We start from the raw sequence: 25,808 nt of genomic DNA, 5'->3' as shown, positions 1-25,808 counted from the left end.
CATGTCCGGCTCGCACTACTTCTCCAGTGCACCCGAGGTCGCCAGCGAGCGCCGGCCGATCACGGTCTCGCTCCCGGACCTGACCCTCGAACTGACCACCGACGCAGGGGTGTTCTCGCACGGTCGGCTCGACCAGGGCACCCGGATCCTGCTGGAGCACGCCCCGCAGCCGCGGGTGCGCGGCCCGATCCTGGACGTCGGCTGCGGCTACGGCCCGATCGCCCTGACCTGGGCGAGCCGGCGCAAGCGGCTGCCGGTGTGGGCGGTGGACGTCAACGAGCGCGCGCTGGGCCTGGTCCGGCTGAACGCGGAGGCGCTGCGCCTGGGCAACGTCCAGGCCGCACTGCCGGACGACGTCCCGGCGGACCTCCGGTTCGCCACCATCTACTCCAACCCGCCGATCCGGATCGGCAAGGCCGAGCTGCGCGGGCTGTTGACGCACTGGCTCGGCCGGTTGACCCCGGACGGCTCGGCGTTCCTCGTGGTGCAGAAGCACCTGGGCTCGGACTCGCTGCAGAAGTGGCTCAACGAGCAGGGGTACCCGACCTCCCGGGTCACGTCGGTCAACGGGTTCCGGATTCTGGAAGCGCGGCCCCGCCCGGATGCGGGCGAGGGCATTGAGAGTGGACGGGGAACGACGTCGTGAAGCAGCTGCGCGGGACCGAACTGAAGCGACTGCACCGCTCGTGGCGGCGCAGCAACGAGTTCCGGCTCGCGATGATCCTGGAGAACCTCCAGTCGCCGTTCAACGTCGGCTCGGTGGTCCGGACCGGGGCGGCGATGGGCGCCGAGAAGCTGTACCTGGCCGGGGACACCCCGTCGGTGCGGTCGAGCGGTGCGCAGAAGGCCGCGATGGGCACCGACAAGTACCTGAAGGTGGAGCACTTCCCGACCGTCGCCGAGGCGGTCGCGGCGGCCAAGGCCGACGGCTTCAAGGTGGTCGGGCTGGAACTGGCGGACGACGCGGTGCCGATGTTCGCCGCCGAGCTGACCCCGGCGGTGGCCTTCGTGCTCGGGCACGAGGACCGCGGGATCACGCCCGAGGCGCTGGCGCTCTGCGACCAGGTGGTGTTCGTGCCGCAGCTGGGCCGGGTCGGCTCGCTGAACGTCTCGGCGGCGGCGACGGTGGCCTGCTACGAGGCGCGCCGCCAGGGGTACGCGATCAGCGGCACCCCGGACGGCAGCGACGCCGGGGGCGACTTCGGGGACCTCGGGGACGACGACTGACGCCGGGCCGCGCCGGTGTGACGCGCGGTCAGGTGAACGGACGACCTGAGAGTCGATGATCTGAGGGGTGTGCCGAAAGGCCCACCCCTCAGGCGTTCCTGCGCACCGGAAGCCTGCGGATATCTGCCGAACGGCAGATGTGCGGCGGCGGCGCGCACGGAAGCATTCCGGACGTGACCGAACTCCAGATCCTCGACCTCACCCAGCAGTACCGCGGCGGCAGACGCGCCGTGGACTCCTTCACGCTGACGCTCCGGCCCGGCGTCCTCGGCCTGCTCGGGGCCAACGGCGCCGGGAAGTCGAGCCTGATGCGCATCCTGGCCACGGTCACCCGGCCCAGCTCGGGGCGGGTGCTGTGGGACGGGGTGGACATCGCCCGCCGCCCCGGCCCGCTGCGCCGCACCGTCGGCTACCTGCCGCAGGACTTCGGCGTCCACCCACAGCTCACCGCCCGCGAGTTCCTCGCCTACCTGGCCGCCGCCAAGGGCCTGCGGCGGCGCCCCGCCCGGGCCCGGATCGAGGAACTGCTCGACCTGGTCAACCTCGCCGACGCCGGCGGGCAGCGGCTGGGGGCGATGTCCGGCGGGATGCGCCAACGGGTCGGCATCGCCCAGGCTCTGCTGAACGATCCGGCGCTGCTCATCGTGGACGAGCCCACGGTCGGGCTGGACCCGGAGGAGCGGCTGCGCTTCGGCAGCCTGCTCAGCGGGCTCGGCGCCGAACGGATCGTCGTGCTGTCCACCCACATCGTCCCGGACGTCGCCGCCGGCGCCGACCGGATCGCAGTGATGGGCGGCGGGCGGCTGCTGCGCCACGGCAGCGCGGAGGAACTGCTGCGCGAGGCCGAGGGATCGGTCTGGGAGCTGACCGTCCCGGCCGACCGACTCCCGCCGCTGCGCTCGCGGTTCCTGCTCGGCGGCACCACCCGGACGCCCCGGGGCGTCCGGGCGCGGGTGCTGTCCCGGCACCCGCCCGCCGCCGGGGCGCAGCCCGTACCGCCCCGGCTGGAGGACGCCTACCTGCTGCTGACCGCGGCCGCGGGCCGGTCCGCCCCCGGGCCGGCGGCGGAGGTGACGACGTGGTGACGCGCATCGGGGCACTGGCCCTGGCCGACTTCCGGGAGCGCCGACGGCGGCCCGGCTACCTGGTGGTGCTGCTCGGCACGCTCGCGCTCGGGCTGCTGGCCGCGCCGGTGGGCGACTCCCGCTGGGAGGTGTTCCAGGTGACCGACCTGCACGGCCGCTACACCAGCGGCTACGTGGGGACGGTGACGGCACTCGGCGGCGCGGTCTGGCTCTCGCTGGCGGGATTCGGGATCGTCCGGGGCGGCATCGGGCGGGACGAACGCAGCGGGGTCGGCGCGCTCCTCGCCGCCACCCCGCTCAGCCGGACCGGCTACCTGGCGGGCAAGTTCGCCGGCAACCTGCTGCTGTTCGGCTCGATGCTGCTCGCACTGGCCGGGACGGCGCTCGCGGTACAGCTGGTCAAGGGGGACTCGGCCCGGGTCGACGTGGTGCGGCTGCTGCTGCCGTACGTCCTGATCACCCTGCCGCTGCTGGCGGCGGTGGCCGGGTGCGCGGTGCTGTTCGACACCGTGCCCGGGCTGCGCGGCGGGCCGGGGGCGGGGGTCTGGTTCGTGGTCTGGCTGGTCCTCGTGCTCGGCGCGCAGACCGGCGGCGGGCCGGACCTGCTGGGCCTGCGGCGGATCACCGCCTCGATCCGGGAGCTGCTCGCGGCGGACGGGCGGCCGGTCGGCGGGGTGGAGTTCGGCGTGGGCCTCACGGCGGACAACCGGGTGCTCGGCAGCTTCGACTGGCCCGGGCTGGGGCCGGGCGAGGCGGCCGGACCGGCGGCCACGGGGGTGCTGCTGGTCGGCGCGGCGGTGGGGATCGCGCTGCTCGGGGGGCTCTGGTTCCGGCGCTTCGACGGGTCCCCGGGCCGCGGGGGTGCCCGGGGGCCCGGCCCGGGCGGTACGGGCCGCCCGGGGCATCCTGCCGGTTCCGGCGGGGGAGCCGCCGTACCCCCGTCCGAACCGGCGGGCTTCGCCCTGGACCCGGCCCGGCTGACCGCTCCCCGACCGGGGCGCGGCGGGTTCGACACGCTGCTCGGGGAGGTGCGGATCCTGGTGCGGGGGCAGCGGTTCTGGTGGGCCGGGGCGGCCGCGCTCGCCGTGGCCGCGGCCTCCGTCGCACCGGACGGGCCCCGTCACGCGGTGCTGCCGTTCGCGATGCTCTGGCCGGTGGCGCTCTGGTCCCGGATGGGTCACCGGGCCGACGGCGGCAGCATCGACCACCTGCTCGCCGCCTGCCCGTCCCCACTGCGCCGGGGGCTGGCCGGGCTGCTCGCCGGGATCGTCCCGGCCCTCGCGGCGGCCGGTGCGCCGGCGCTGCGGCTGGCCGCCGCCGGACAGTCCCGGGCGGCGCTGGGAGCCGTGGCCGGCGCCCTGCTGGTCCCCGCCCTGGCGCTGCTCTGCGGCAGCCTCAGCCGCGGCCCCCGACTGTTCCAGAGCCTCTACCCGGTGCTCTGGTACGGGATGGTCACCCACGTCGCCGGGCTGGACTTCCCCGGCGTCTCCGGGGGCCGCGCCCCCGCCCCGGTCGCGGTCGCGGGCCTCGCCGCCGCCCTGGCCGCGGCAGCCCTCGCCCTGGACGCGATACGCCGGGCCGCCCGCTGACACCGGCGGAGGAGGCGCGGTTCCCCCGCCGGGGGGAGCCGGTCCCTCCGAGCGGCGGAGGCCACGGGCGGGGGCGGGCTGGGAGCTTGGAGAGGTCGGGCGATCGCCCGACCTCCCCACCCACCGCGAAGGATCGACCATGCGCAAGCTCACCACCGCCCTCGCGCTCGCCACCGCCGTCACGGCCCTCGCGGCCGGGACGGCCGGCACCGCCGCAGCCGCACCCGGGCCGGCCGGCGCCGTACCGGCGGCCCGCCGGCTCGCCCTGCACAGCTGGACGCTGCTCAACGAGCACGGCCCGGGCCCCAACCCGGGCGAGCGGCTCACCGCCCGGGTCGACGCCCGCACGGTCGACGGGCACGGGGACGGCCGGCACGGGGACGGCAGGCAGGAGGACGGCGGGCGCGCGGACCAGGGCGGCGTGCACGCCGGTCCCGCCCGGGGCCACGCCGTGGTCCAGCACGTGTTCGACGCGGACGGCGCCGTCCGGGTCGAGTTCACCGTCAACTGCCTGACCGTCGACGGCAGTGGCGCGGTGACCGTCACCGGGCCGATCGAGTCCGTCACCGTCACCCGGCGCGGCGACCGGCCGGTCGTCTCCCGCCCCTCCTGGGGGCCGCTAGCCGGGCTGACCTACTACCCGGCCGACGGCAGCGGCGAGCGGCGGGTCGGCTGGGCCGCCTCCGACTACCAGCACCCGGAGGCGCTGGCCAGGGTGACCGGCTGCACCCCGATCCCGGCCGGCCTCTGGATCATCGACGGCGGCACCGTCCTGCACCGGTAGCCTTCCCGACTGCACCGGCACCGGCGCCGGCACCAGCGCCGGCACCGACGGCGGCCCCGGGAGCGGCCCCGGCCGCCGGTCAGCCCGGCGTCAGCTGAGCGTCAGCGCCGCGCGCGACCGTAGTGGGCATGACGTCGATCACGGCGGTCTCCAGCTGCCTTCCCGACACCATTCCGATCGCCCGCTTCCAACAGCAACTCCAGCTGACGGATGTCCAGTTGCGGCGCTACCAGCGCTTCTACGGGCTCAACGAGGTGTGCCGTGACCCCGCGGCCACCGAGACCGAACTGCTGCTGCGCGCCGCGACCAAACTGGTCGAGCTGCGCGGCCAGGAACAGCGCGTCAAGTACGTCCTCCAGGCGCGCACCATGCCCTCGCCGCTGCCGTACCCGCTGACCTCGCTGGGGCCGCTCCAGGCCGAACTCGGTCTGGAGCACGCCGCCGCGTTCGTCGTCTCGCACCACGCCTGCGCCTCCGGCCTGCTCGCCCTCGACCTGGCCGGCACCCTGCTCGCCGCCGACCCCGACCCGACCGCGCTCGCCCTGGTGGTCGCCGGGGAGAAGGCCTGCACCACCCACACCCAGTCCATCCCGGACGTCACCGTCATGGGCGAGGGCACCGCGGCCTTCCTGGTGAGCGCGGACCGCTCCGGCCCGGACCGGATGACCGGCTACGCCGCCCGCACCTACCCGCGGTTCGGCGACGAGTTCATCATGAGCGAGGTCGCCGCCAAGGAGTTCCAGGACCTGTACGGGCCGGGGCTGTGCGAGGTGATCGAGGCGGCGCTGGCCGAAGCCGACTGCGGGCTGGACGAGTTGGCGCTGGTCCTGCCGCACAACGTCAACCGGCTGTCCTGGATCGGTGTCTGCAAGGAGCTCGGACTGCCGCTGGACCGGGTCTTCCTGGACCTGGTCGGCGAGACCGGCCACTGCTTCTGCGCGGACCCCTTCATCAACCTGCAGAAGGCCACCGAGCTGGGCCGGCTGCGCCCCGGCGACCGCTACCTGATGACCAGCGTGGGGCTCGGGGCGACCTTCGCCGCCATGGTCCTCGAGCACTGACGGCTGCGGGGCACCGCCCGGAGGCGCCCGCCCCGACCGCCCCGACCACACCGACCGCCCCGCCGCCCGAGCGCACACGAGAAATGGACGAGGTCGACATGCACCTTCCCTCCGCCGGCTTCAGCGCGCGGCTCAAGCGCGCGGTGACCGGATCCGCTGACACCCCGCTGGTGTTCCTCGGCAACTTCGAGGTGGAGAACCACTGGGCGCAGGGCGAGCCCGCCCTGCCCCGGGTCGCCTCGCACGCCGGCAGCGCGGTGGTCAACCGGATGGACGAGTTCACCCTGCTCCTCGGTGGCAAGGGCGACCACGTCGTGCTGAAGACCGCGCCGGACCAGGGCTACCGCGACTACCTGGAGGGCCTCGGCCTCGCCCTGCCGACCGTGCACGTGGTGGCCGGCCAGGACCCGCAGCGCACCGTCAGCGAGGACGCCCTCGCCGACCCGGCCCTGCTCACCGCCCTGGCCGGCCTCGCCGCCGAGGGTGCCCGACTGAGCGCCCACGGCATCTCCGTGGTCGAGGAGCAGCTCGCCGCCCGCACCGGGCTCCCGCTGGCCGCCCCGGCCGCCGCCGTCTGCAAGCGGGTCAACAGCAAGGTGTACAGCCGCCGCCTCTCCGACGAGTTGGGCATCCGCCAGGCCCGCGGCTGGGCCTGCGAGACCCTGGAGGAGCTGGCCGGAGCGGTCGCCGCGGCCGGTGAACTGCTCGACGCCGGGCGCAAGGTGGTGCTCAAGGACGCCTTCGGGGTGTCCGGCAAGGGCATCGTGGTGCTGGACTCGGCGGCCCGGCTGGGCCGGCTGCACCGGATGGCCGTCCAGCAGGCCGAGAAGGCCGCCCAGGGCGGGGCCGGAGAACCGCGCACCGCGCTGGTGCTCGAGGAGTGGGTCGCCAAGCGCTGCGACCTCAACTACCAGTTCACGGTGGGCCGGGACGGCTCGGTGCACTTCGACTTCGTCAAGGAGCTGCTCACCGAGGGCGGTGTGCACAAGGGCCACCGCATCCCGGCCCGGCTCTCCGAGCGGCAGGTCGAGGAGATCGCCGGGACCGCGCTGCGGCTCGGAGAGCGGCTCGCGGCCGACGGCTACTACGGCGTGGTCGGGGTGGACGCGATGGTCGACCCGGACGAGGGCCTGTACCCGGTGATCGAGATCAACGCCCGCAACAACATGTCCACGTACCAGAACGTGGTGCACGAGGGCGGTCTGGCCGGGCCCGACGAGGTCGCCGTGGCCCGTCACTACCCGCTGCGGCTGACCCGCCCGCTGCCCTTCGCTGCGCTCGCCGAGCGACTGGACGGGCTGCTGCTGGCCGGTCGGGGCGTGCGGCCGCGCGGCCTGTTCGTCAACAACTACGCCACCGTGAACGCCGCCGCCCCGTGGAGCACCACCGGCGTCGCCCCCACCACCCCCGCGACCGCCACCGCCACCGCCACCGCCACCGCGCGCGGAACGGCTGCGGAGGGCCCGGAGGGCTTCGAGGGCCGGCTCTACGGCGTGCTGGTCGGCGCCTCCGACGCGGAGCTCGCGGAGCTCGACACCGACATCACCCGCCGCCTCGCGGCCTTCCCGGAACGGAGCTGAGCGTGAGCATCGCATTCGAGGTGCAGGGCCTGCGGATCACCGAACTGGCCGAGGAGTTCGGCACCCCGCTGTACCTGTACGACGGCGAGGAGATCACCACCCGCTTCCGGGGCCTGCGCGCGGCACTGCACCCCGCGATGGAGATCTTCTACTCGCTGAAGGCCAACCCCAACATCTCGGTCTGCGCCCTGCTGCACAGCTGCGGCGCCCGCGCCGAGGTGTCCTCGCTGACCGAGCTGGTCACGGCCCGGCGGGCCGGGGTGCGCCCGGAGGACGTCATCTTCCTCGGCCCGGGCAAGAGCCGCGAGGAGCTGGTGGCCTGCCTGGACCAGGACGTTCACGCGATCGTCTGCGAGTCGGTCGAGGAGCTGGCCCTGATCGACGCGGTCGCGGCCGAGCGCGGCACCACCGCGCGGGTCGCGCTGCGGGTCAACCCGAGCTTCCAGGTGAAGGGTTCGGGGCTGACCATGGGCGGCAAACCGCGCCAGTTCGGCACCGACGAGGAGCTGCTGCTGGCCGAGGGCCGGGGCCTGGCCGCCCGCCACCCGCACGTGCGGCTGATGGGCGTCCAAGTCTACCTGGGCACCCGGATCCTGTCCGAGGAGTCGGTGGTGGAGAACACCCGGCGGATCCTCGACCTGGCCGAGCGACTGGCCGCGGAGCTGGACTTCCCGCTGGAGACGGTGGACGTCGGTGGCGGCCTGGGCATCGCCTACTTCGACAACGAGAAGGACCTCGACCTCGGTGTGCTGACCTCCGGGCTCAACCCGCTGGTCGAGGACTTCGCCGCGCGCCACCCCGGCACCCGGCTGATCATGGAGCTGGGCCGCTTCCTGGTCGCCGCCGCCGGCACCTACGTCACCCGGGTGCGCTACACCAAGACCTCGATGGGCGAGAACTTCGCGGTCACCGACGGCGGCACCAACCACCACATGGCGGCGGTCGGCATCGGCTCGTACGTCAAGCGCAACTTCCCGATGGCCGCGCTGGAACGGCTGGACGAGCCGGCCACCGAGCCCTGGCACATCACCGGGCCGCTGTGCACGCCCAACGACGTGATCGGCAAGAAGGTCCCGATGCCGCCGCTGCGGGCCGGCGAGCTGATCGGCGTGCAGCGCTCCGGCGCGTACGGGCCGACCGCCTCGCCGGTGCACTTCCTGAGCCACGGCTACCCGGCCGAGGTGCTCGTCCTGGACGGGCGGGCGCACCTGGTCCGCGAACGCGACGACGCGGACGCGCTGCTGGCCGGTCAGCGGCTGTACCGACCCGTCGGGCAGGACGACTGACCCCCGGCCCACCCGGGCACCACCTCGGGCCCCACCCGGGCATCGACTCCGGCCCGCCCCGGCACCACTTCCAGCCCACCCGGCCCACCCGGGCCGCCTCCGGCACACCCCGGCACCACATCCGACCCCCAGTGAGGAGCACCCCATGAGCGAGACCGCGACCGACCCCCGGTTCGTCGAGGCCGTCCGCAAGGGCCTGACCGAGGTCCTCAACAAGGACGTCTCCGGCGCCGACGAGAACGTCCGGCTGTTCGACGAACTGGGCCTGGACTCCAGCAGCGCGCTCGAACTGCTGATCACCATCGAGGAGATCCTCGACGTCCAGTTCGACGCCGACGAGCTGGACATGACCCACTTCGAGACGGTGGGCTCGCTGGCCGGCTTCGTCGCCGCGGAAGCGGGCGCCTGAGCATGTTCCGCGCGACCGCGGCGGTCCGGCGCCCGCACCCGGCCGGACCGGCGGCCCTGCCCCTGCTGGTCCGGGCGGCCGGGTACGCCCCGCCGGGCAGCGGTGCGCCGTACCGCCCGGGCGACGCGCGGGAGGAGTACTACGACGAGCTCGGAGCGCCGTACCGGGCGTCCTTCGACCGCGCCCAGTTCGGCGCCGCCGGGCGGCGCACCTCGGTCGAGCTGGCGTACGGCGCGCTGGACGCGCTGGGGCCGCTGGAGGCCCACGAGGCCCCCGAACTGGCCGTGGTCGCCTACGCCGCGCCGGACTTCGAGCACACCGCGCTGGTCGCCTCCTGCCTGCGACGACGGCTGCCGGGCGGGCCGCTCGCCTTCGCGGTGTCCGACCAGGGCCGGCTGACGCCGTTCAGCGCGCTGCGGGTGGCGGTGGAGTACGCCCGGCGGTGCGGCTGGTCGCGGCTGCTGCTGCTGGCCGTGGACCAGGGCACCCAGCCGTTCCCGCTGCCCGCCGGGCCGTCCCCGGCCGACCTGAGCGGTGACGCGGCGGTCGCACTGCTGCTGCGCTGGGACGGCGGCGACCGGCCGCTGGGCGGCCAGGGCCAGGGACGGCCCGCGCCGGGGCTGTTCGCACAGTGGCCCGTGGACGCCGCCCTGGCGGCCGGCGCCGGGCTCGCCGACTGCACTGAACTTCCGGTGCACCACGGCCCGTTGACCGAGGGGCCGGCCGGTCGGCCGGCCACCGGGAGCTGGACCGCACTGCTCGACGCGACCGCGGCCCCGCTCGGCGCGACCGCCGACCACGACGACACGACCGCCGACGACCACGGCGCGACCGGCACCGGCACCGCCACCGGCACCGGGGCCACCGGCCCCGGCGGCGGGGACCGGCCGGTGGTGGTCGCCGACTACGACCGGGACCGCGGGGCCCTGGCCTACTGCACGCTCCACACGGGGGAGTTGAGACCGAGATGACCGTTCCGGCCGAGGTGCGGGAGCACTGGCGGGAGGCGAGGGCGAGCGCACGCAACGACGGCCTCGTGCCCGCCCTGACCCTGCTGTCCCGCGCGCTCTCGCCCGGCGCACCGCCGCGCGGCCCGCGCGGACACGCCGTGGTGCCGCGCGAACTCCTGGAGGAGTACCGCGACTTGGCCGAACCCGACACACCCGACCCGCTCCCGGGTCTCGCCGTCCTGCCGCCCGAGCCCGGCCCCCGGCCCCGGCCCGCCCCCGACCCGCAGCTGTGGGGCACCGGACTGGCCTGGCTGCGGCTCGGACACTCCGAGCGGCTGCGCGCCGCCTGCGTCGCCTACCTCGCCGCCCGTACGGTCGAGGGCACCTCGCTGCTGTTGCAGCAAATGGTCAAGGGGGCTCTCGCGGACGCCCTGATCGAGCAGTTGGAGATCGCGGGCGTGCTCGACGAACTGGCCGGCCCGGACCGGCCGGACGACCCGTTCCTCTCCTGCCATCCGCTGGACGCCCGGGCCCTCACCCGGCTCCAGGCGCAGATCACCGAGGTGGACCGCGCCCTGCTGCGGCTGCTCGGCGCCCACGGCTTCACCGCCGAGGGGCCCGGCCGGGACGCCCACGCCTCCGAACTGCTCGCCGACGTCCACTGCGGCTGGCCCGGCGCCGCGGAGCCCTGCACGCCCGACGGCGGAGGCCACGTCGACGGCGACCGGCACCACGCCCTCCACGGGATCGAGCACGGGATCGAGCACCGGACCGGCCACGCCACCCACCAGGGCGCCGACCACGGCAGCGACCGCGGCCCCGACCACGCGACCGACCGCAGAGCCACCGGGATCGACGGGTGAGCGCCCTGCCCGGCCCGCTCCGGAGCGTGCACCGCCACGTCCGCGAGTGGGCCGACGAGCTGCGGGCCGGCGCACTCGAACTGGACCGCGACCCGGAGGCCGTCCACCGCTACCTGGACCTGCCCGCCGTCCGCTTCCTGGCCGGCCACCTCACGCCCCCGGGCTGGGAGCGCGCGGGCTCCGAGCCCGGCAGCGGCCCCGCGCACGGCCTGGCCACCCTGGAACGGGCCGTGCTGAGCGAGGAGTTGGCCCGCGGTGACGCCGGGATGATGCTCGGCTCCCCCGGCCCCTCGATGACCGGGGTGCTGCTGGGCGTCCTCGGCAGCCCCGCCCAGCGGGACTGGGTGTACGGCCGCCTCGCCGAACGCCCGCGCTGGACCTCCTTCGCCCTCACCGAGCCGGACCGCGGCTCCGCGATCGGCGAGATGACCACCGCCCTGACCCCGCTGGGCGACGGCTCGTACCTGCTCGACGGCGAGAAGCGCTACGTCGGCAACGCGGCCCGGGCGGACCTGGGCGTGGTCTTCGCCCGGGTCGCCGGCACCGAGCGGCTGGGCGTGCTGGCCGTCCTGGTGGACGCCGCGGACGCCGGCTACCGGGCCGAACCGCTGCCCACCCTGGGCCTGCGCGGGGTGCAGCTGTGCCGGGTCACCTTCGACCGGGTGCACGTCCCGGCCGACCGGGTACTGGGCACCCACCTGCCGCCGACCCGGCGCGGGATGTGGGGCATCGTCTCGGTCTTCAACCGGCTGCGGCCGAGCGTCGCCGCGATCGCCCTCGGCATCGCCCGGTCCGCGCACGACTACGTCGGCGAGAACCGCAAGGAACTCCGCGGCGCGGAGCGGGACCGGTACGAGGAACTGGGCCGACGGATCGACGCGGCCCGGCAGCTGACCTACCGCGCGGCGCTCGCGGTGGACCGCCGGCCCACCGACGGGTACCTCGCCTCGGCGGCGAAGGCGCGGGCCTGCCAGGTCGCCGAGGACGTCACCCTGCACGCGGCCGGCTTCTTCGGCCCCGGCGCCCGGCTGGACCACCCCCTGCTGGACAAACTCGCCCGGGACGCCCGGGGCGTGGAGTTCATGGAGGGGGCCCGGAACATCCAGAAGCTCAACCTCTTCCAGGGGCTGCACACCGGAAAGGTGGACCCGCTCTGAACAGGACGGAACAGGCCGTCGAGGTCTGGCGCATCCCGCTGTCCGGCGCGCGGGCGCCCGACGGGACGGCGCCGGACCTCGCACGGTTGGAGGCGCTGCTCGACCCGGACGAGCGGGCCCGGGCCCGCAGCGCCCTGCGGCCCGGGCTGCGGCGCCGCTTCGTGCTGGCGCACGCCGGCACCCGGATCCTGCTCGGCGCACGGCTCGGCCGCCCGCCGGAGCAGCTGCGCTTCCGCCGCGGCCGCTGGGGCAAGCCGGCCGTCGTGGACGCATCCGGACTGCACTTCAGCCTGTCCCACTCCGGGGAGCTGGCGCTGCTCGCGGTGGCCCCGCGACCGGTCGGCGTGGACGTCGAGCTGGTCCGCTCCGGGCGGGACGTCGACCGGCTGTCCCGGCGCTTCTTCCCTTGCCCGGAGCGGGAGTTGGTGGCCCGGGGCGGCCGTCCGGCGTTCGCCCGGCTGTGGACCCGGAAGGAGGCCTGCGTGAAGGCCTCGGGCGGGCGGCTGACCGAGGGCCTGGCACTGCCGGTCGCCCACACCGCCGCCCAGGCCACCGTGCACGCCCCACCCCCGACCGGGGCGGTCCCGGAGGGCACCGTCCCGGTCGGCCCGCTCCCGGACGGCCCGCTCCCGGACGGACCGGCCGGCCCCTGGAGGGTCGCCGACCTGCCGCTGCCGGGCGAGCCGGAACCGTACGCGGGCGCCGTCGCGCTGCTGGGCGACGGCGCCTTCGCCGTGTCCTGGCCCGCCTGGCCGGAACCGACCGGGTGGCCCGCCCGGCCGGGGGCGACCGGACGGATCGGGCGGACCGCGGGGAGCACACGGGGCGGGCGGGACGCGCGGACCGCCGACGGAGCGCCGAGCACAGGTGTCAAGTAGAAGAAACTCCCCCTCGAACCGGCGTAGTTGTACCCGTGATCACGGGTCGGATCGTCACTAGATTTCTTCGGTGGGAACGCACGCCGCACCGCCGGCGATCGCACCGAGGAGGAGGGGAACGTGATCGTGGAAGGCAGGAACGTGATCACCAGGGCGGCTCGGTGGAGCGCGGTCCACCCCTGGTGGGCGATCGCGCTCTGGGTGGCGTTCGTGGTCGGTGCGCTGGTGGTCGGTGGCCTCACCGGCACCCGGCAGGCGACCAACTCCGACCTCTCCATCGGCCAGTCCGGCCGGGCCGCCTCGATCGCCCGGGCCGGCGGCCTCCAGGAGCGGGCCGTGGAGAACCTCCTGGTCAGCTCCTGGGGCGGCGGGCGGCTCGACCCGGCCCGGGCCCAGTCGGCCCTGGACGACGCCACCCGGGGGCTGCGCGGGCTCCCGGGCATCGCCTCGATCGGCCAGCCGCAGTCCGCCCCGGACGGGTCCGCCGTGCTCGTCCCGGTCACCCTCGCCGGGGACCCGGAGACCGCCGCCGACCGGGTGCAGCCGCTGCTCGACAGCGTCGAGGCCGCCCGGCCCGGGCACGAGGACGTCCGGATGGAGCTGGTCGGCGCCGGCTCGATCAAGGCCGGGCTGAACGAGATGCTGAGCAGGGACCTCGGCAAGGCGACCGTGCTCAGCCTGCCGGTCACCCTGCTGGTGATGGTCTTCGTCTTCGGCGCGATCGTCGCCGCCAGCGTGCCGGTGGTGCTCGGGCTGTCCTCGGTGCTCGCCGGGCTCGGGCTGTGGGGGGCCGCCTCCCAGGTGGTGCCCGATCCCGGGCCGGTGACCCAGTTCATCGTGCTGATGGGCATGGCGATCGGCGTCGACTACTCGCTGTTCTACCTCAAACGCCAGCGCGAGGAACGGGCGTTGGGGGCCGACAACATCGACGCGATCGAGATCGCGGCCGCCACCTCCGGGCACTCGGTGCTGGTCTCCGGCGTGGTGGTGCTGGTCTCGATGGGCGCGCTCTACCTCGGCGGGCACGTCGCCTTCGAGTCGATGGCCACCGGCGCGGTGATCGTGGTCTCGATCGCCATCATCTCCTCGCTGACCGTACTGCCGGCCATGCTGTCCCGCTTCGGCCGCTACCTGGACGCCCCCCGGGTGCCGCTGGTGTGGCGGCTCACCCAGAAGGGCGGGGTCAAGCCCCGGCTCTGGTCGACCATGCTCAAGCCCTCGCTGCGCCACCCGGTGATCGCGCTGGTCGCCTCGGTCGGGGCGCTGCTGGTGCTCGCGCTGCCCGCGCTGGGCCTCAAGCTGAAGGCCACCGGGATCGACGACCTGCCCCGGTCGATCCCGGCGATGCAGTCGTACGAGCGGCTGACCCACTCCTTCCCGAGCCAGTCCGACACCCACACCGTGGCGGTGCGGGTCCCGCCCGGCCGCTCCGCCGAACTCGGCGCGGCCGTCCACGCGTTGGTCCGGGACGCGCTGGCCGACGAGCTCTTCGTCCACGACCCGGCGCCGGTGGTGCGGACCTCGGCGGACGGCACGGTGGCCACGGTGGCGATCGGCACCCAGTTCGACAGCGGCTCGGCGCAGGCCCGCGCCTCACTGGCCCGGCTGCGCGAGGACCTCGCCCCGCGGACCCTCGGGGCGGTCCCGGGTGCCCAGTTCGCGGTCGGCGGCAGCGACGTGGCCTACGACGTGGACTACCGGGCGAACGTGATGGACAAGATGCCCTGGGTGCTCGGGGTCGCGCTGGCGCTGACCTTCCTGGTGATGGCGCTGGCCTTCCGCTCGATCGTGCTCGCGCTGATCACCGTGGCGCTCAACCTGCTGTCCACCGCGGCCTCCTTCGGGGTGCTCGCGCTGATCTTCCAGCACACCTGGGCCGAGGAGCTGCTGCACTTCGAGTCCACCGGGCGGGTGGTGGCCTGGCTGCCGCTGATGCTGTTCGTGATCCTGCTGGGGCTCTCGATGGACTACCACGTCTTCGTGGTCAGCCGGATCCGGGAGGCGGCCCGCGGCGGGCTGTCGCTGCGCGAGGCGGTCGAGCAGGGCCTCACCCGTACCGCCGGGGTGGTCACCAGCGCCGCGGTGGTGATGGTCTGCGTGTTCGCCCTGCTGGCCTCGCTGAACTTCATCGAGATGAAGCAGTTGGGCGTGGGGATGGCCTGTGCCGTGCTGCTGGACGCGACGGTGATCCGGATCGTGGTGCTGCCGGCGATGATCACCCTGCTCGGCTGGAAGACCTGGTGGCCCTCCCGACTGGCCCGCCAGTCGGTCACCCGGACTCCGCGGCTGCCCTCGATCGTCGTCGCCGCGACGGCCTCGGCGGCGGCCCGAACGACGCTGCCGCACCGCCCCTGACGTCCTGTCACGCCCTCCCGCAACAATGGTGACAACCGGCCGGACGGTCGGGGCCGGGCCGCCGCCCGCCCCGGCCGCTTCGTCCGTACACGGGGCCAACGGCCGGTCATGACAAGGGGTTTGACGGCGCCCGGCCCGCGGTGGTTTGTTACCTGAGTTGTAGAATCGCAAACGCGTTCGTCGATGCGCGGGCAGCCTCCCGGGGTGGGCGCAACGGCGACCGGACGCGCCACGGAGGCGGGGGCGGATGTGGTGGGGCATGCACGGTGACAGCGGCCTCGCCTCGACGCGATGGCGCGACGAACTGGCCCGGGTGGGCACGCTCTCCGGCCGGGAGCGGCAGGTGTTCGCGCTGATCGGCGCCGGCCACTCCAACCGCGGGATCGCCGACCGGCTGCACGTCACCGAGCGCACCGTGAAGGCCCACGTGGCCAGTATCCTGGCGAAGTTGGGGGTGGAGTCCCGGCTCCAGGCAGGCCTGGTGGCCCAAGTCCACCAACTCATGTACGAAGGTACATGGCCGGACGAGCCACCGGTGTCCGATACTTGACCGGCGCGAATGATACCCGGGCTTTTCCCCTTTTTCAGTCCCCTTCAAACAAGTCGACCGCTGCCGGTGGTGGCACCCCGAGGGCTCAACGGAAAAGCTTGTGGCTGGAGTTCATCGCTAGGGACGGGGAATTTGGTGCACATCTCCATACTGGGCCCGCTACTGATCGGCGACGGGCGACGCACCGTCGGTTTACGGGCCAAGAAGAACCGCGTCATGCTCACCATGCTCGCTCTGAACGCCGGTCAGGTGGTCGCCTTCGACGAACTGATCGACGAACTGTGGGGCGAGGCGCCACTGAAGAACGCGCGCAACGCCCTCCAGGCCAACGTCAAACGCATGCGCAGATCCCTGGCCGAGCTCGGCCTGGAGGGCCCGGACCAGGAACTCATCAGAACCGTCGACAACGGCTACATGCTGACCGTCCCGGAGGGGGCGGTCGACGCGTACCGCTTCCTGCGGACGGCGGAGAAGGGCGCGGGGCTGGTCGAACACCGGCCGTACGAAGCGATGGACACCCTCCGGTCGGCGCTGGCGATGTGGCGCGGACCGGCCCTGCTCGACACCAGCGACGGGCCGTGGTGCCGGGCCGTCGCGCTGCGGCTCGACGAACAGCGCAAGACCGCCCGCGAGGACCTGATCGCCGCGCAGCTCCAGGCCGGCGAGGCCGGCACGGTGGTCGCCGAACTCAAACAGCTGCTCGCCCAGTACCCCGAACGGGAGCGGTTCAGCGAGCAGTTGATGATCGCACTGTACCGCTGCGGCCGTCAGTCGGAGGCGGTGGACATCTTCCACCGCACCCGCAGATGGCTGGACGAGGAGCTGGGGCTCAAGCCGAGCCGCCGGCTCCACCACCTGTACCAGGCGATCCTGATGCAGGACCCGTCGCTGTGACCCCGGGGTGAGGGCAGCTCACCCCGGGCGTCGGACCGACCAGCGGACGGGACCCCGACGGCAGGACCGCCGGACCGTCAACGGAGGCGGCGCAGGACGGCATCGGTGATCGCGCCGATCCGCCCGGCCGCCTCCTTGTTCAGCATCTCCTCGTGGCCGCAGGGCACCCGGTGCACCGTGACCGGGCCGTCGAGGTGCGGCCGCCAGCGTGCGACGGCCTCCTCGGCGCTCCGCCCGGCCCCGGTGCCCCGATCGGCCCCGGCGCCCTGCCCGGCCTCGGTGCGCCTCCCGGCCTCGGTACTCCGCCCGGCCTCGTCCGCGACGAACAGCAGCAGCGGGCCGTCGAACCGACCGGGGGTGAACTCCCGGGCGATGTCCGTGTGGTGGCGCATCACCGCCATCAGCCGGTCCAGTTCGGCCGGGTCGATGCCCGTCCCGGCCGCGTGGTGGGCCAGGAAGGCGGACCGGATCTGCTCGTCGGTCGGGTTCGGGTCCTCCGGGCGCACCGGGTGGACGTCCAGCGCCGCCAGGAAGGCCACCGGCTCGCCCGCCGCCCGCAGTTGGACGGCGAGCTCGTGCGCGACCAGTCCGCCGAAGGACCAGCCCAGCAGGTGGTACGGGCCGTGCGGCTGCACCTGCCGGATCCGGGCCAGGTAGTCGGCCGCCAACTCCCTTACCCCGACCGGCTTGCGCCACTGCCCGGCCGGAGCCGCGATGCCCTCGGACTGGAGCGCGTAGACCGGCCGGTCCCGGTCCAGGTGCGGCGCCAGCTCGGCGTACGGCAGCCCGAAGCCGACCCCGCCGTGCACGCAGAACAACGGCTCGGCGCCGCCACCGGGCCGGATCGGCAGCACCGGTTCCAGCATCGCCGCCGGGACGGGCCCCGGCGGGACGGGGCTCGGCCGGACAGGGCCCGGCGGGGCGACGGCGGGGCGGGCGACGGCGGCCAGTGCCGCCACCGTCTTGTGGGTGAACACATCGGCCAGCGAGAGGGTCAGCCCGGCCTTCGCGGCCCGGACGACGACCTGCACCGAGCGCAGGCTGTCACCGCCGAGCGCGAAGAAGTCCCCGTCCGCACCGACCCCTTCGAGGCCGAGGAGCTCGCCGAAGACGGCCGCGAGCACCTCCTCGGCGGGGGTGCCCGGCGGCCGGGACCCACGCTCCGGAGCGCCCGGGAGGACGGTCCCCGGCTCCGGCAGCGCGCCGACGTCCAGCTTGCCGTTGGCGGTCAGCGGCAGCGCGGGCAGCGTCACCAGGGCGGCCGGCACCATGTGCGCCGGCAGCGACTCGCCGAGGAAGGCGCGCAGCACCGGCCCGTCCACGGCCGCCACCCCGGGCAGCGGCACCACGTAACCGACCAGCTGCGGGACCCCGGCCGGCGTCGGGCGGACCCGCACCGCGCTCTGGACCACCACCGGGTGCCGGGCCAGCGCCGCCTCGATCTCGCCGAGCTCGATCCGGAAGCCGCGCAGCTTGACCTGGTGGTCCGCCCGGCCGAGGTGGTCCAGGGTGCCGTCGGCCCGCCAGCGGACCAGGTCCCCGGTGCGGTACATCCGGGTGCCGGGCGGGCCGTACGGGTCGGCGGTGAAGCGCTCGGCGGTCAGGCCGGGACGACCCAGGTACCCCCGGGCCAGGCCCGCACCGGCCAGGTACAGCTCCCCGGTGACACCGACCGGCACCGGGGCCAGCGCGGCATCCAGCACGTACGCCCGGTGGCCGCCGATCGGGCGGCCGATCGGCGGTCGGGCGGCGGGCGGCGGATCCGACGGCGCGGTGTGAACGTCGGCCCGCTGCGGGCCCGGGCCGGGGTGCAGCCGGTCGCTCCAGGTGGCGCAGACCGAGGCCTCGGTCGGCCCGTAGGCGTTGCGCAGGTCGATCCGCCCGGCGAGCCGGTCGACCAGGCCGGGCGGGCAGGCCTCGCCGCCGACCGCGAGCAGCAGGCCGGCCGGCAGCGGCGCGTCGTCCGGCAGACCGGCCGCGACGGGGGGCGGCAGGATCGCGTGGTCGACCCCGTGCTCGGCCAGCAGCGCGGCCAGCTGGTCCCCGGCGAGCCGGCTCTCCTCGGTGGCGAACACCAGGGTGCCGCCGCCGCACAGCGAGGCGGCCAGCTCCCACACCGTGGCGTCGAAGCTGAACGAGGCGAACTGGAGCACCCGGCGGCCCGGCCCGAGCAGTCCGCCCAGGTCGGAGGCCAGGTTGACCGCCCCGGCGTGCGGCACCGCGACGCCCTTGGGACGGCCGGTGGAGCCCGAGGTGTAGATGACGTAGGCGGTGTCCTGCGGGGTCAGCGGGCGGGTGCGGTCGGCATCGGTCGGGTCGGTGTCCGGCTGCCCGGCCAGTTCGGCCGCCGTCCCGGGGGCGTCCAGCCGGAGCGGGTCGGCGCCCGTCGGGGGCAGCGCGACCCCGTCCACGGTCAGCACCAGGGCGGGCGCCGCGTCGCCGAGCATGTGGGCGATCCGCTCGGCCGGGTAGCGCGGGTCGACCGGCAGGTAGGCGGCGCCGGTCTTGAGCACCGCCAGCAGGGCGACCACCAGCTGCGGGGAGCGCGGCAGGGCGAGCGCCACCACCGCCCCGGGGCCGATCCGGCGGGCCAGCAGCAGGTGGGCGAGCCGGTTGGCCCGGGCGTGCAGCTCCCGGTGGTCCAGCCGCAGGGTGTCCGGTCCGGCCGGGACGGCGTCGGGGGCGACCAGCGCCGGGTGCCCCGGCGCGGTGGCGGCGGCCCGCTCCAGCAGGGCGGGCAGGGTGCGGGCACCGACGGCCGGGGCGGCCGGGCCGCTCCACTCCTCCAGCAGGACCCGCCGCTCCTCGGTGGTGAGCAGCGCCAGGGTGCTGAGCGGGGCGTCCGGGGTGCGGGCGGCGGAGTCGAGCAGGGTGGCCAGCGAGCGGGCCAGCCGGACGGCGGTGGCGGCGGTGAAGAGGTCCTCGCGGTACTCCAGCAGGATGTCCAGCCCGGCCGGGGCGGGGGCGCCGCCCGAGCCGCGGTCGGAGCGGTCGGAGCCGCCGGGGCCGCGGTCGGCGCCGGGGGGCCCGTTCGGCGCGGTGCGCTCGCGGACCTGGAAGGACAGGTCGAACTTGGCCGTGGTGGTGGCGACCGGCAGTACCTCGGCGGTCAGACCGGGCATCGACGGCAGCGGCTCGGGGGCGGTCTCGAAGGCCAGCACCACCTGGAACAGCGGCTGGCGGCCCATCGAGCGCGCCGGGTTGAGCTCCTCGACCAGGTGCTCGAAGGGCAGTTCGGCGTGGGCGTAGGCGGTCAGGTCGGTCTCCCGGACCCGTCCGAGCAGCTCGCGGAAGGACGGGTCGCCGGAGGTGTCGGTGCGCAGCACCAGGGTGTTGACGAAGAAGCCGACCAGCTCGCGGACGCCCTCCTCGGAGCGTCCGGCGACCGGGCTGCCGAGCGGGATGTCGGTGCCCGCGCCGAGCCGGGTGAGCAGGGCGGCCAGGGCGGCCTGGACGGCCATGAACAGGCTCGCGCCGTCGGCCCGGGCCAGTTCGGCGAGCCGGGCGTGCGCGTCGGCGGGCAGTTCGAGGCCGACCTCAGCGCCGCGGTGACCGGCCCGGGCCGGGCGCGGGAAGTCCGCGGGCAGCTCCAGCTCCTCCGGGATGCCCGCCAACTCCTTCCGCCAGTGGGCGAGTTCGGCGGCCGCCAGGCTGTCCGGGTCGTCCTTGGCGCCGAGCAGGGCGCGCTGCCACAGCGCGTGGTCGGCGTACTGCACCGGCAGCGGTGGCCAGTCGGGCCCGCGGCCCTCGGCCCGGGCCCGGTAGGCGGCGGCGAGGTCGCGGACCAGCGGGCCGAGCGACCAGCCGTCGGCGGCGATGTGGTGCACGGTCAGCGCGAGCGCGTGGTCCTCCGCGCCGAGCACGAACAGCCGGGCCCGCAGCGGGACGTCGGCGGACAGCCGGAACGGCCGGGCGGCCTCGGCGGCCAGCGCGGCGGTCAGCTCCGCCGCCGGCAGCTCCACCGACTCCAGCCGGGCACCGGCCAGTTCGGCCTCGGGGACGGTCAGCACCAGCTGCGAGGGCAGGCCGTCCGCCTCCGCGAAGACGGTGCGCAGGCTCTCGTGCCGGGCCAGCACGTCGCCGACGGCGGCGGCCAGCGCGGCCCGGTCCAGCGGCCCGGTCAGCCGGACGGCCAGCGGGATGTGGTACGTCCCGCCGGGGCCGTCCATCCGGTCCAGGAACCAGAGCCGCTCCTGGGCGTGCGACAGCGGCACGGTGGCGGGCCGCTCGGCGGCGCCCAGCACCGGCCGGGCGCGGGCCGTGGCGGCAGCCGTTCCGGTCGCGGTTCCGACTCCGGTCGCGGCTGCGGCTGCGGCTGCGGTTCCGGTCGCGGTTCCGTCCGTGGTTCCGGCCGCCGCGGGCTCCAGTGCGCGGGCCAGCGCCTCGACCGTCCGGGCGTCGAACAGCGCCCGCACCGGGACGTCCCGGCCGAGCGCGGACCGCAGCCGGTTGACCACCCTGGTCGCGGACAGCGAGTGCCCGCCGAGCGCGAAGAAGTCGTCGTCCGCACCGACCCGTTCCAGCCCGAGGGCCTCGGCGAAGGCCGCGCAGAGCAGTTCCTCCCGCTCCCCCGCCGGCGGCCGCCCACCGCCCGACCGCTCCTCCGACGGGTCGGGCAGGGCCTTGCGGTCGACCTTGCCGTTGGGGGTCAGCGGCAGCTCGTCCAACCGGACGTAACCGGCCGGCAGCATGTGCGCGGGCAGCAGCGCGGCCGCCCGCTCCCGCAGGCCGTCCAGGTCGACCGCCGCCGGGACGACGTAGGCGATCAGCCGGGCGTCCCCCGCCCGGTCGGCGCGGGCCGTGACGACGGCCCGTCGGACGCCGGGCTGCGCGGCCAGCACCGACTCGATCTCGCCCAGCTCGATCCGGTGGCCGCGGATCTTCACCTGGAAGTCGCTGCGCCCGGCGTACTCCAGCACCCGGCCGGCCGGGTCCCAGCGGACGACGTCCCCGGTGCGGTACATCCGGGTGCCGGGCGGGCCGTACGGGTCGGCGGTGAAGCGCTCGGCGGTCAGGCCGGGACGGCCCAGGTACCCCCGGGCCAGGCCCGCACCGGCCAGGTACAGCTCCCCGAAGGTGCCGTCCGGGACCGGCCGCAGCGCGCCGTCCAGCACGTACGCCCGGGTGTTGGCGATCGGGGTGCCGATCGGCGGCGGGCCGGGGCGGGCCGCCGCCGGGCCGGCCGACAGGTCCGCCGACAGGTCGGCCGCGGTGGACCAGACGGTGGTCTCGGTGGGCCCGTAGACGTTGGTCACCGAGGCGCAGTGCGCGGTGAGGGTGCGGGCCAGCGGCTCGGGCAGCGCCTCGCCGCCGACCAGGGCACGCAGGCCCGCCAGCCGGGGGGCGTGGTCGGCGACGAGCGACTGCCACAGGCTCGGGGTGGCCTGGAGGACGGTGGCGCCCAGGCCGGTGACCGCCGCGGCCAGGGCGGCCGGGTCGCGGACGGTCTCCCGGTCGGCGAGCAGCAGTTCGGCGCCGGTGACGAGCGGGACGAACAGTTCCAGGTTGGCGATGTCGAAGCCGAAGGTGGTGACGGCGAGCAGCCGGTCGGCCGGGGTGACGGCGAAGCGGGCGGCCATGTCCCGGACCAGGTTGACCAGGGCGCCGTGCGGCACCACGACGCCCTTGGGGCGGCCGGTGGAGCCCGAGGTGTAGATGACGTACGCGGGGTGGTCCGGCGACGGCTCACGGCGCGGCTCCCGCGCCCGGCCGGGGCCGGGGCCGGGCGCGAGCGGGAGCCCGAGGGCCGGGGGGAGCCCGTCCGGTTCGTCCAGGACCCAGACCTCACCACCCGCCGGCAGCAGTTCGCGCACCCGGCGGTGGGTGAGGGTGACCACCGGGCTGGCGTCGAGGAGCATGTGGTGCAGCCGCTCCAGCGGGTGGTCCGGGTCCAGCGGCAGATAGCCCGCGCCGGACTTGAGCACGGCCAGGGCGGCCACCACGAGGTCCGTCGAGCGGTCCAGGGCGATCGCCACCACCCGCTCGGGCCCGGCCCCGGCGGCGACCAGCCGTGCGGCCAACTCCTCGGCCTGCCCGTCCAGTTCGCGGTAACTCAGCTGCTGCCCGGCACACCGCACGGCCGGCGCATCCGGGGTCCGGGCGGCCTGGGCGGCCAGCAGCGGGGCCAGCCAGGGGCCGGGCGGCTCGGTCGCGGTGGCGTTGCGGCCCTCGACGATCCGGGCCCGCTCGGCTCCGTCCAGCACGTCCAGCCGCCCGCAGGGCAGGTCGGGCGCGGCCACGGCGGCGGCCAGCAGCCGGGCGAAGCGCCGACCGATCAGCTCGGCCCCGGCGGCGTCGACCAGTGCGGGCAGGTGGTTGACGGCGAGGCCGAACGGACTGCCGGGGAAGACCGTCAGGGTGACCGGGAAGTGGGTGGCCGAGCGGATGTCGACCCCGGTCACCTTCGGCCCCTCACCGGGGTCGAGCCGCAGACTGCCCATCGGGTAGTTCTGGAACATCAGTGCGGTGTCGAAGAGTTCGCCGCGCACGGCGGTGAGCTGCTGCACCTCGGCCAGGGTCAGGTGCTCGTGCGGCAGCAGCGCGGTCTGACCGCGCTGGACGGCGGCGAACAACTCGGCCGGGGTCAGCGCCGGATCGACGTCCACCCGGACCGGCAGGGTGTTGGCGAACAGCCCGACCATCCGCTCGACGTCGGCGAGCCCGGCCGGGCGGCCGGAACTCACCGCGCCGAACAGCACGGTGGACTGGCCGGTCAGCCGGGACAGCAGCAGGGCCCAGCAGCCCTGCACCACCGCGTTGACGGTCAGGCCGCGGGCCCGGGCGAAGCCGGTCAGCGCCTCCGACACGGCGGGGGCGAGGTCCAGCGGGACGGACCGGGGCAGCCCGTCCGGGACGGCTCGGGTGCCTTCCTGGGCCGTGCCGTCGTGACCGGCGGCGGCCTGGTCGGCGGTGTGGGCGGCGGTGTCCGGCGCCGGGGCGCGGCCCGCCGACACCAGTCGGGTCGGCTCGGTCACCCCGGCCAGTGCCGCGGTCCAGGCCGTACGGGCCGCCGCCCGGTCCTGGGCGCCGAGCCAGGCGAGGTGGGCCTGGTAGCGGGCGACGGGTGCCCCGGGCGACGGCTCGACCGCCGACGCAGCCGTCGAACCGGCCGCCGGAGCGGACGTCGGGCCGGGCGTCGATCCGGCCGCCAGTTCGGCGAGTTCACCGAGCAGCGTGACCATCGACCAGCCGTCCACCAGGATGTGGTGGACCGTCCACACCAGCCGGCACCGCCCGTCCCCGGCACGGGCCAGCGTCAGCCGGTGCAACGGCGGGCGGGCCAGGTCGAAGCGGCGCAGCCGGTCCTCCTCGGCCAGCCGCTCGAACCCGGCGTCCGCGTCGGGCCCGGCGGCCGCCACCTCGACCTCCCGCCAGGGCAGCGCGACCGAGGTGGGCAGCACCTGGATCGCCTCACCGTTCCTGCGGTGCCGGAAGCAGGCCTTGAGGTTCGGGTGCCGCTCCAGCAGCGCCTCCGCCGCGCCGCGCAGGGCGCCCGCCCCGGCATCGGTCAGCTCCTCGAAGTCGAGCACCAGCTGAATGGTGTAGACGTCCGTCCCCGCGCGGTCGTACTCCGAGAGAAAGAGCAGTCCCTGTTGCAGCGGCGAGAGCGGAAGGACTTCACTGATGGCGGACGGCCGATTCAAACCGGGCTCCTCACGGAAGGCCCGCACAAGTGCGGTGCAGTGCGGTGCACGTACGGAATAACAAACGTTTTCCGATCCCGCTGACGGGCAACTGACCGGCAGCTGACGGACGGCTGACGCACCGCGCCGAGCTGGGCCGACGCCCGGGACGGCGACGACCGTCAGCAATCCGTCAGCACCTCGTCAGCGAACGGCGGGAGTCTTGCCGGCGAGGCTAATTCGTCACCGAAGGCCAGGAGTCCCCGTGCCGGTCATTTCCGCGTCGCACGAATTCGAGGTCAGCGACCTCTTCGTGAATCTTCAGCCGATCTTCGGGCACCGCCTCTTCCTGAAAGTGGAGGGATTCAACTTCGCCGGTTCCATCAAGCTGAAGGCGGCCCGGGAAATGGTCGCCCAGGCGGAGGCGGCCGGTGTCCTGCGGCCCGGCTCGACGCTGGTGGAGTCCTCCTCCGGGAACATGGGCGTGGCGCTCAGCGTGCTCGCCGCGGCGCGCGGCTACCGGTTCGTCTGCGTCACCGACTCCCGCTGCAACGAGGCCACCCGGCGGACCATGACGTCCTACGGCGCCGAGGTGCACGTGCTCACCGAGCCGCACCCGACCGAGGGCTTCCTCGGCGCGCGGATCCGGCACGTCCAGGCGCTGCTGGCCGAGGACGGGCGGCGGGTCTGGCTCAACCAGTACCTCAGCCCGGGCAACTGGATGGCCCACTACCGCACCACCGCGCCCGCCATCGCCCGCCAGTTCCCCGACCTCACCGTGCTGTTCGTCGGCGCCGGCACCACCGGCACCCTGATGGGCTGCGCCCGGTACTTCGGCGAACGGCGGCCCTCGGTACGGGTGGTGCCGGTGGACAGCGTCGGCTCGGTCACCTTCGGCGCCCCGCCGGCCACCCGGCACATCCCGGGCCTGGGCACCAGCGTGCGCCCGCCGCTGCTGGACGACTCGCTGGTGGACCGGGCGATCCACGTCGAGGAGCGCGACACCGTGCGCACCTGCCGGGAGCTGATGCGCGGCGGCTTCCTGTTCGGCGGCTCCACCGGCACCGCCGTGAGCGGGGCGCTGCGCTGGCTGGACGAGCACCACGGCGACGGCGCGGGCGGCGTCCGCGAGCGGGTGACGGCGGTGACCATCGCGCCGGACCTCGGCGAGCGCTACCTCGACACCGTCTACCACGACGAGTGGGTGACCCGCTCGATCGGGCCGGAGGGCCTGCTGCCGGGCGTCGGGCGCGGCGGCCCGGGTACGGACCGCGGGGCGGAGCACGGGACCGGCCACGGCGCCGGGGTGCCCGCGGTGACGGGCTGAGCCCACGGAACGCACCGAACCGGTGGCGCCGCGGGTTCCGGCGGTTCGGTGCGTTCCATGGGTTCGGCGCGTTCGGTGCGTTCCGTGGGTTCGGTGGGTTCCGACCGTTCCGCAGGTTCCGGGTCTTCCGGGTCTTCCTGATGTTCCAAGAGTTCCGTTTGTTCCGAAAATTCCGAAATTCATGAAGTTCC

18 protein-coding genes are annotated in these 25,808 nt (G+C 75.1%); 17 read left to right on the top strand and 1 reads right to left on the bottom strand.

Annotated features, from left to right (window positions below; translation table 11 throughout):
* Nucleotide 1: 1 nt before the first annotated feature.
* From AB0O91_RS11415 to AB0O91_RS11340, 16 genes are all read left to right on the top strand, one after another.
* The gene (locus tag AB0O91_RS11415; RefSeq protein ID WP_363430359.1) at nt 2–646 is read left to right on the top strand and encodes a methyltransferase; all 645 of its coding nucleotides are present in this window, start codon (nt 2–4) and stop codon (nt 644–646) included.
* A complete protein-coding gene (locus AB0O91_RS11410; protein ID WP_363430357.1) occupies nt 643–1,227 on the top strand; it encodes a TrmH family RNA methyltransferase in 585 nt (194 codons plus the stop codon). The genes AB0O91_RS11415 and AB0O91_RS11410 overlap by 4 nt, the downstream gene beginning before the upstream one ends.
* A gap of 137 nt (nt 1,228–1,364) precedes the next feature.
* On the top strand, nt 1,365–2,312 hold the full coding sequence (locus AB0O91_RS11405) for an ABC transporter ATP-binding protein (protein ID WP_363430355.1): 948 nt from the start codon (nt 1,365–1,367) through the stop codon (nt 2,310–2,312).
* Nucleotides 2,306–3,901, top strand: coding sequence for a hypothetical protein (locus tag AB0O91_RS11400; RefSeq protein WP_363430353.1), 1,596 nt, complete (start codon nt 2,306–2,308; stop codon nt 3,899–3,901). Before AB0O91_RS11405 ends, AB0O91_RS11400 begins: the two co-directional genes overlap by 7 nt.
* 139 nt (nt 3,902–4,040) lie before the next feature.
* Nucleotides 4,041–4,685: a hypothetical protein gene (locus AB0O91_RS11395; protein ID WP_363430351.1), complete on the top strand. Its 645-nt coding sequence runs from the start codon at nt 4,041–4,043 to the stop codon at nt 4,683–4,685.
* A gap of 128 nt (nt 4,686–4,813) precedes the next feature.
* Nucleotides 4,814–5,746 (top strand): 3-oxoacyl-[acyl-carrier-protein] synthase III C-terminal domain-containing protein, encoded by a 933-nt coding sequence (locus tag AB0O91_RS11390; RefSeq protein ID WP_363430349.1) that lies wholly within the window; start codon nt 4,814–4,816, stop codon nt 5,744–5,746.
* 98 nt (nt 5,747–5,844) lie between these two features.
* The gene (locus AB0O91_RS11385) at nt 5,845–7,326 is read left to right on the top strand and encodes a hypothetical protein (RefSeq protein ID WP_363430347.1); all 1,482 of its coding nucleotides are present in this window, start codon (nt 5,845–5,847) and stop codon (nt 7,324–7,326) included.
* 2 nt (nt 7,327–7,328) lie between these two features.
* Nucleotides 7,329–8,612 carry a type III PLP-dependent enzyme gene (locus AB0O91_RS11380; protein WP_363430345.1) on the top strand — a complete coding sequence of 428 codons (1,284 nt, stop codon included), beginning with the start codon at nt 7,329–7,331 and terminating at the stop codon, nt 8,610–8,612.
* A gap of 145 nt (nt 8,613–8,757) precedes the next feature.
* Complete coding sequence (locus tag AB0O91_RS11375; RefSeq protein WP_363430343.1) at nt 8,758–9,021, top strand: phosphopantetheine-binding protein; 264 nt, start codon at nt 8,758–8,760, stop codon at nt 9,019–9,021.
* Nucleotides 9,022–9,023: 2 nt separating this feature from the next.
* Nucleotides 9,024–9,992: a hypothetical protein gene (locus AB0O91_RS11370; RefSeq protein ID WP_363430341.1), complete on the top strand. Its 969-nt coding sequence runs from the start codon at nt 9,024–9,026 to the stop codon at nt 9,990–9,992.
* Nucleotides 9,989–10,834, top strand: a complete 846-nt coding sequence (locus AB0O91_RS11365; RefSeq protein WP_363430339.1) for a hypothetical protein — start codon at nt 9,989–9,991, stop codon at nt 10,832–10,834. Before AB0O91_RS11370 ends, AB0O91_RS11365 begins: the two co-directional genes overlap by 4 nt.
* Entirely contained in the window at nt 10,831–11,991 is a 1,161-nt protein-coding gene (locus AB0O91_RS11360) for an acyl-CoA dehydrogenase family protein (protein ID WP_363430337.1), read from the top strand. Before AB0O91_RS11365 ends, AB0O91_RS11360 begins: the two co-directional genes overlap by 4 nt.
* A gap of 86 nt (nt 11,992–12,077) precedes the next feature.
* Complete coding sequence (locus AB0O91_RS11355; RefSeq protein WP_363430335.1) at nt 12,078–12,869, top strand: 4'-phosphopantetheinyl transferase superfamily protein; 792 nt, start codon at nt 12,078–12,080, stop codon at nt 12,867–12,869.
* Between the two features lie 120 nt (nt 12,870–12,989).
* Complete coding sequence (locus AB0O91_RS11350; RefSeq protein ID WP_363430333.1) at nt 12,990–15,224, top strand: MMPL family transporter; 2,235 nt, start codon at nt 12,990–12,992, stop codon at nt 15,222–15,224.
* Nucleotides 15,225–15,483: 259 nt separating this feature from the next.
* Nucleotides 15,484–15,774 carry a helix-turn-helix transcriptional regulator gene (locus tag AB0O91_RS11345; RefSeq protein ID WP_363430331.1) on the top strand — a complete coding sequence of 97 codons (291 nt, stop codon included), beginning with the start codon at nt 15,484–15,486 and terminating at the stop codon, nt 15,772–15,774.
* Between the two features lie 135 nt (nt 15,775–15,909).
* Nucleotides 15,910–16,668, top strand: a complete 759-nt coding sequence (locus AB0O91_RS11340) for an AfsR/SARP family transcriptional regulator (protein ID WP_363430329.1) — start codon at nt 15,910–15,912, stop codon at nt 16,666–16,668.
* Nucleotides 16,669–16,745: 77 nt separating this feature from the next.
* Here the strand turns inward: AB0O91_RS11340 and AB0O91_RS11335 are convergent, their stop codons facing one another.
* Nucleotides 16,746–24,311, bottom strand: coding sequence for an amino acid adenylation domain-containing protein (locus tag AB0O91_RS11335; RefSeq protein WP_363430327.1), 7,566 nt, complete (start codon nt 24,309–24,311; stop codon nt 16,746–16,748).
* 244 nt (nt 24,312–24,555) lie between these two features.
* On the opposite strand from AB0O91_RS11335, the gene sbnA reads away from it, so the two are divergent.
* Nucleotides 24,556–25,617 (top strand): 2,3-diaminopropionate biosynthesis protein SbnA, encoded by a 1,062-nt coding sequence (gene sbnA, locus AB0O91_RS11330; protein ID WP_363430325.1) that lies wholly within the window; start codon nt 24,556–24,558, stop codon nt 25,615–25,617.
* Nucleotides 25,618–25,808: the final 191 nt, after the last annotated feature.

Source organism: Kitasatospora sp. NPDC089797 (assembly GCF_040684795.1).
Classification (GTDB): Bacteria; Actinomycetota; Actinomycetes; order Streptomycetales; family Streptomycetaceae; genus Kitasatospora.
This window is presented reverse-complemented; position numbering and strand designations above follow the sequence as displayed.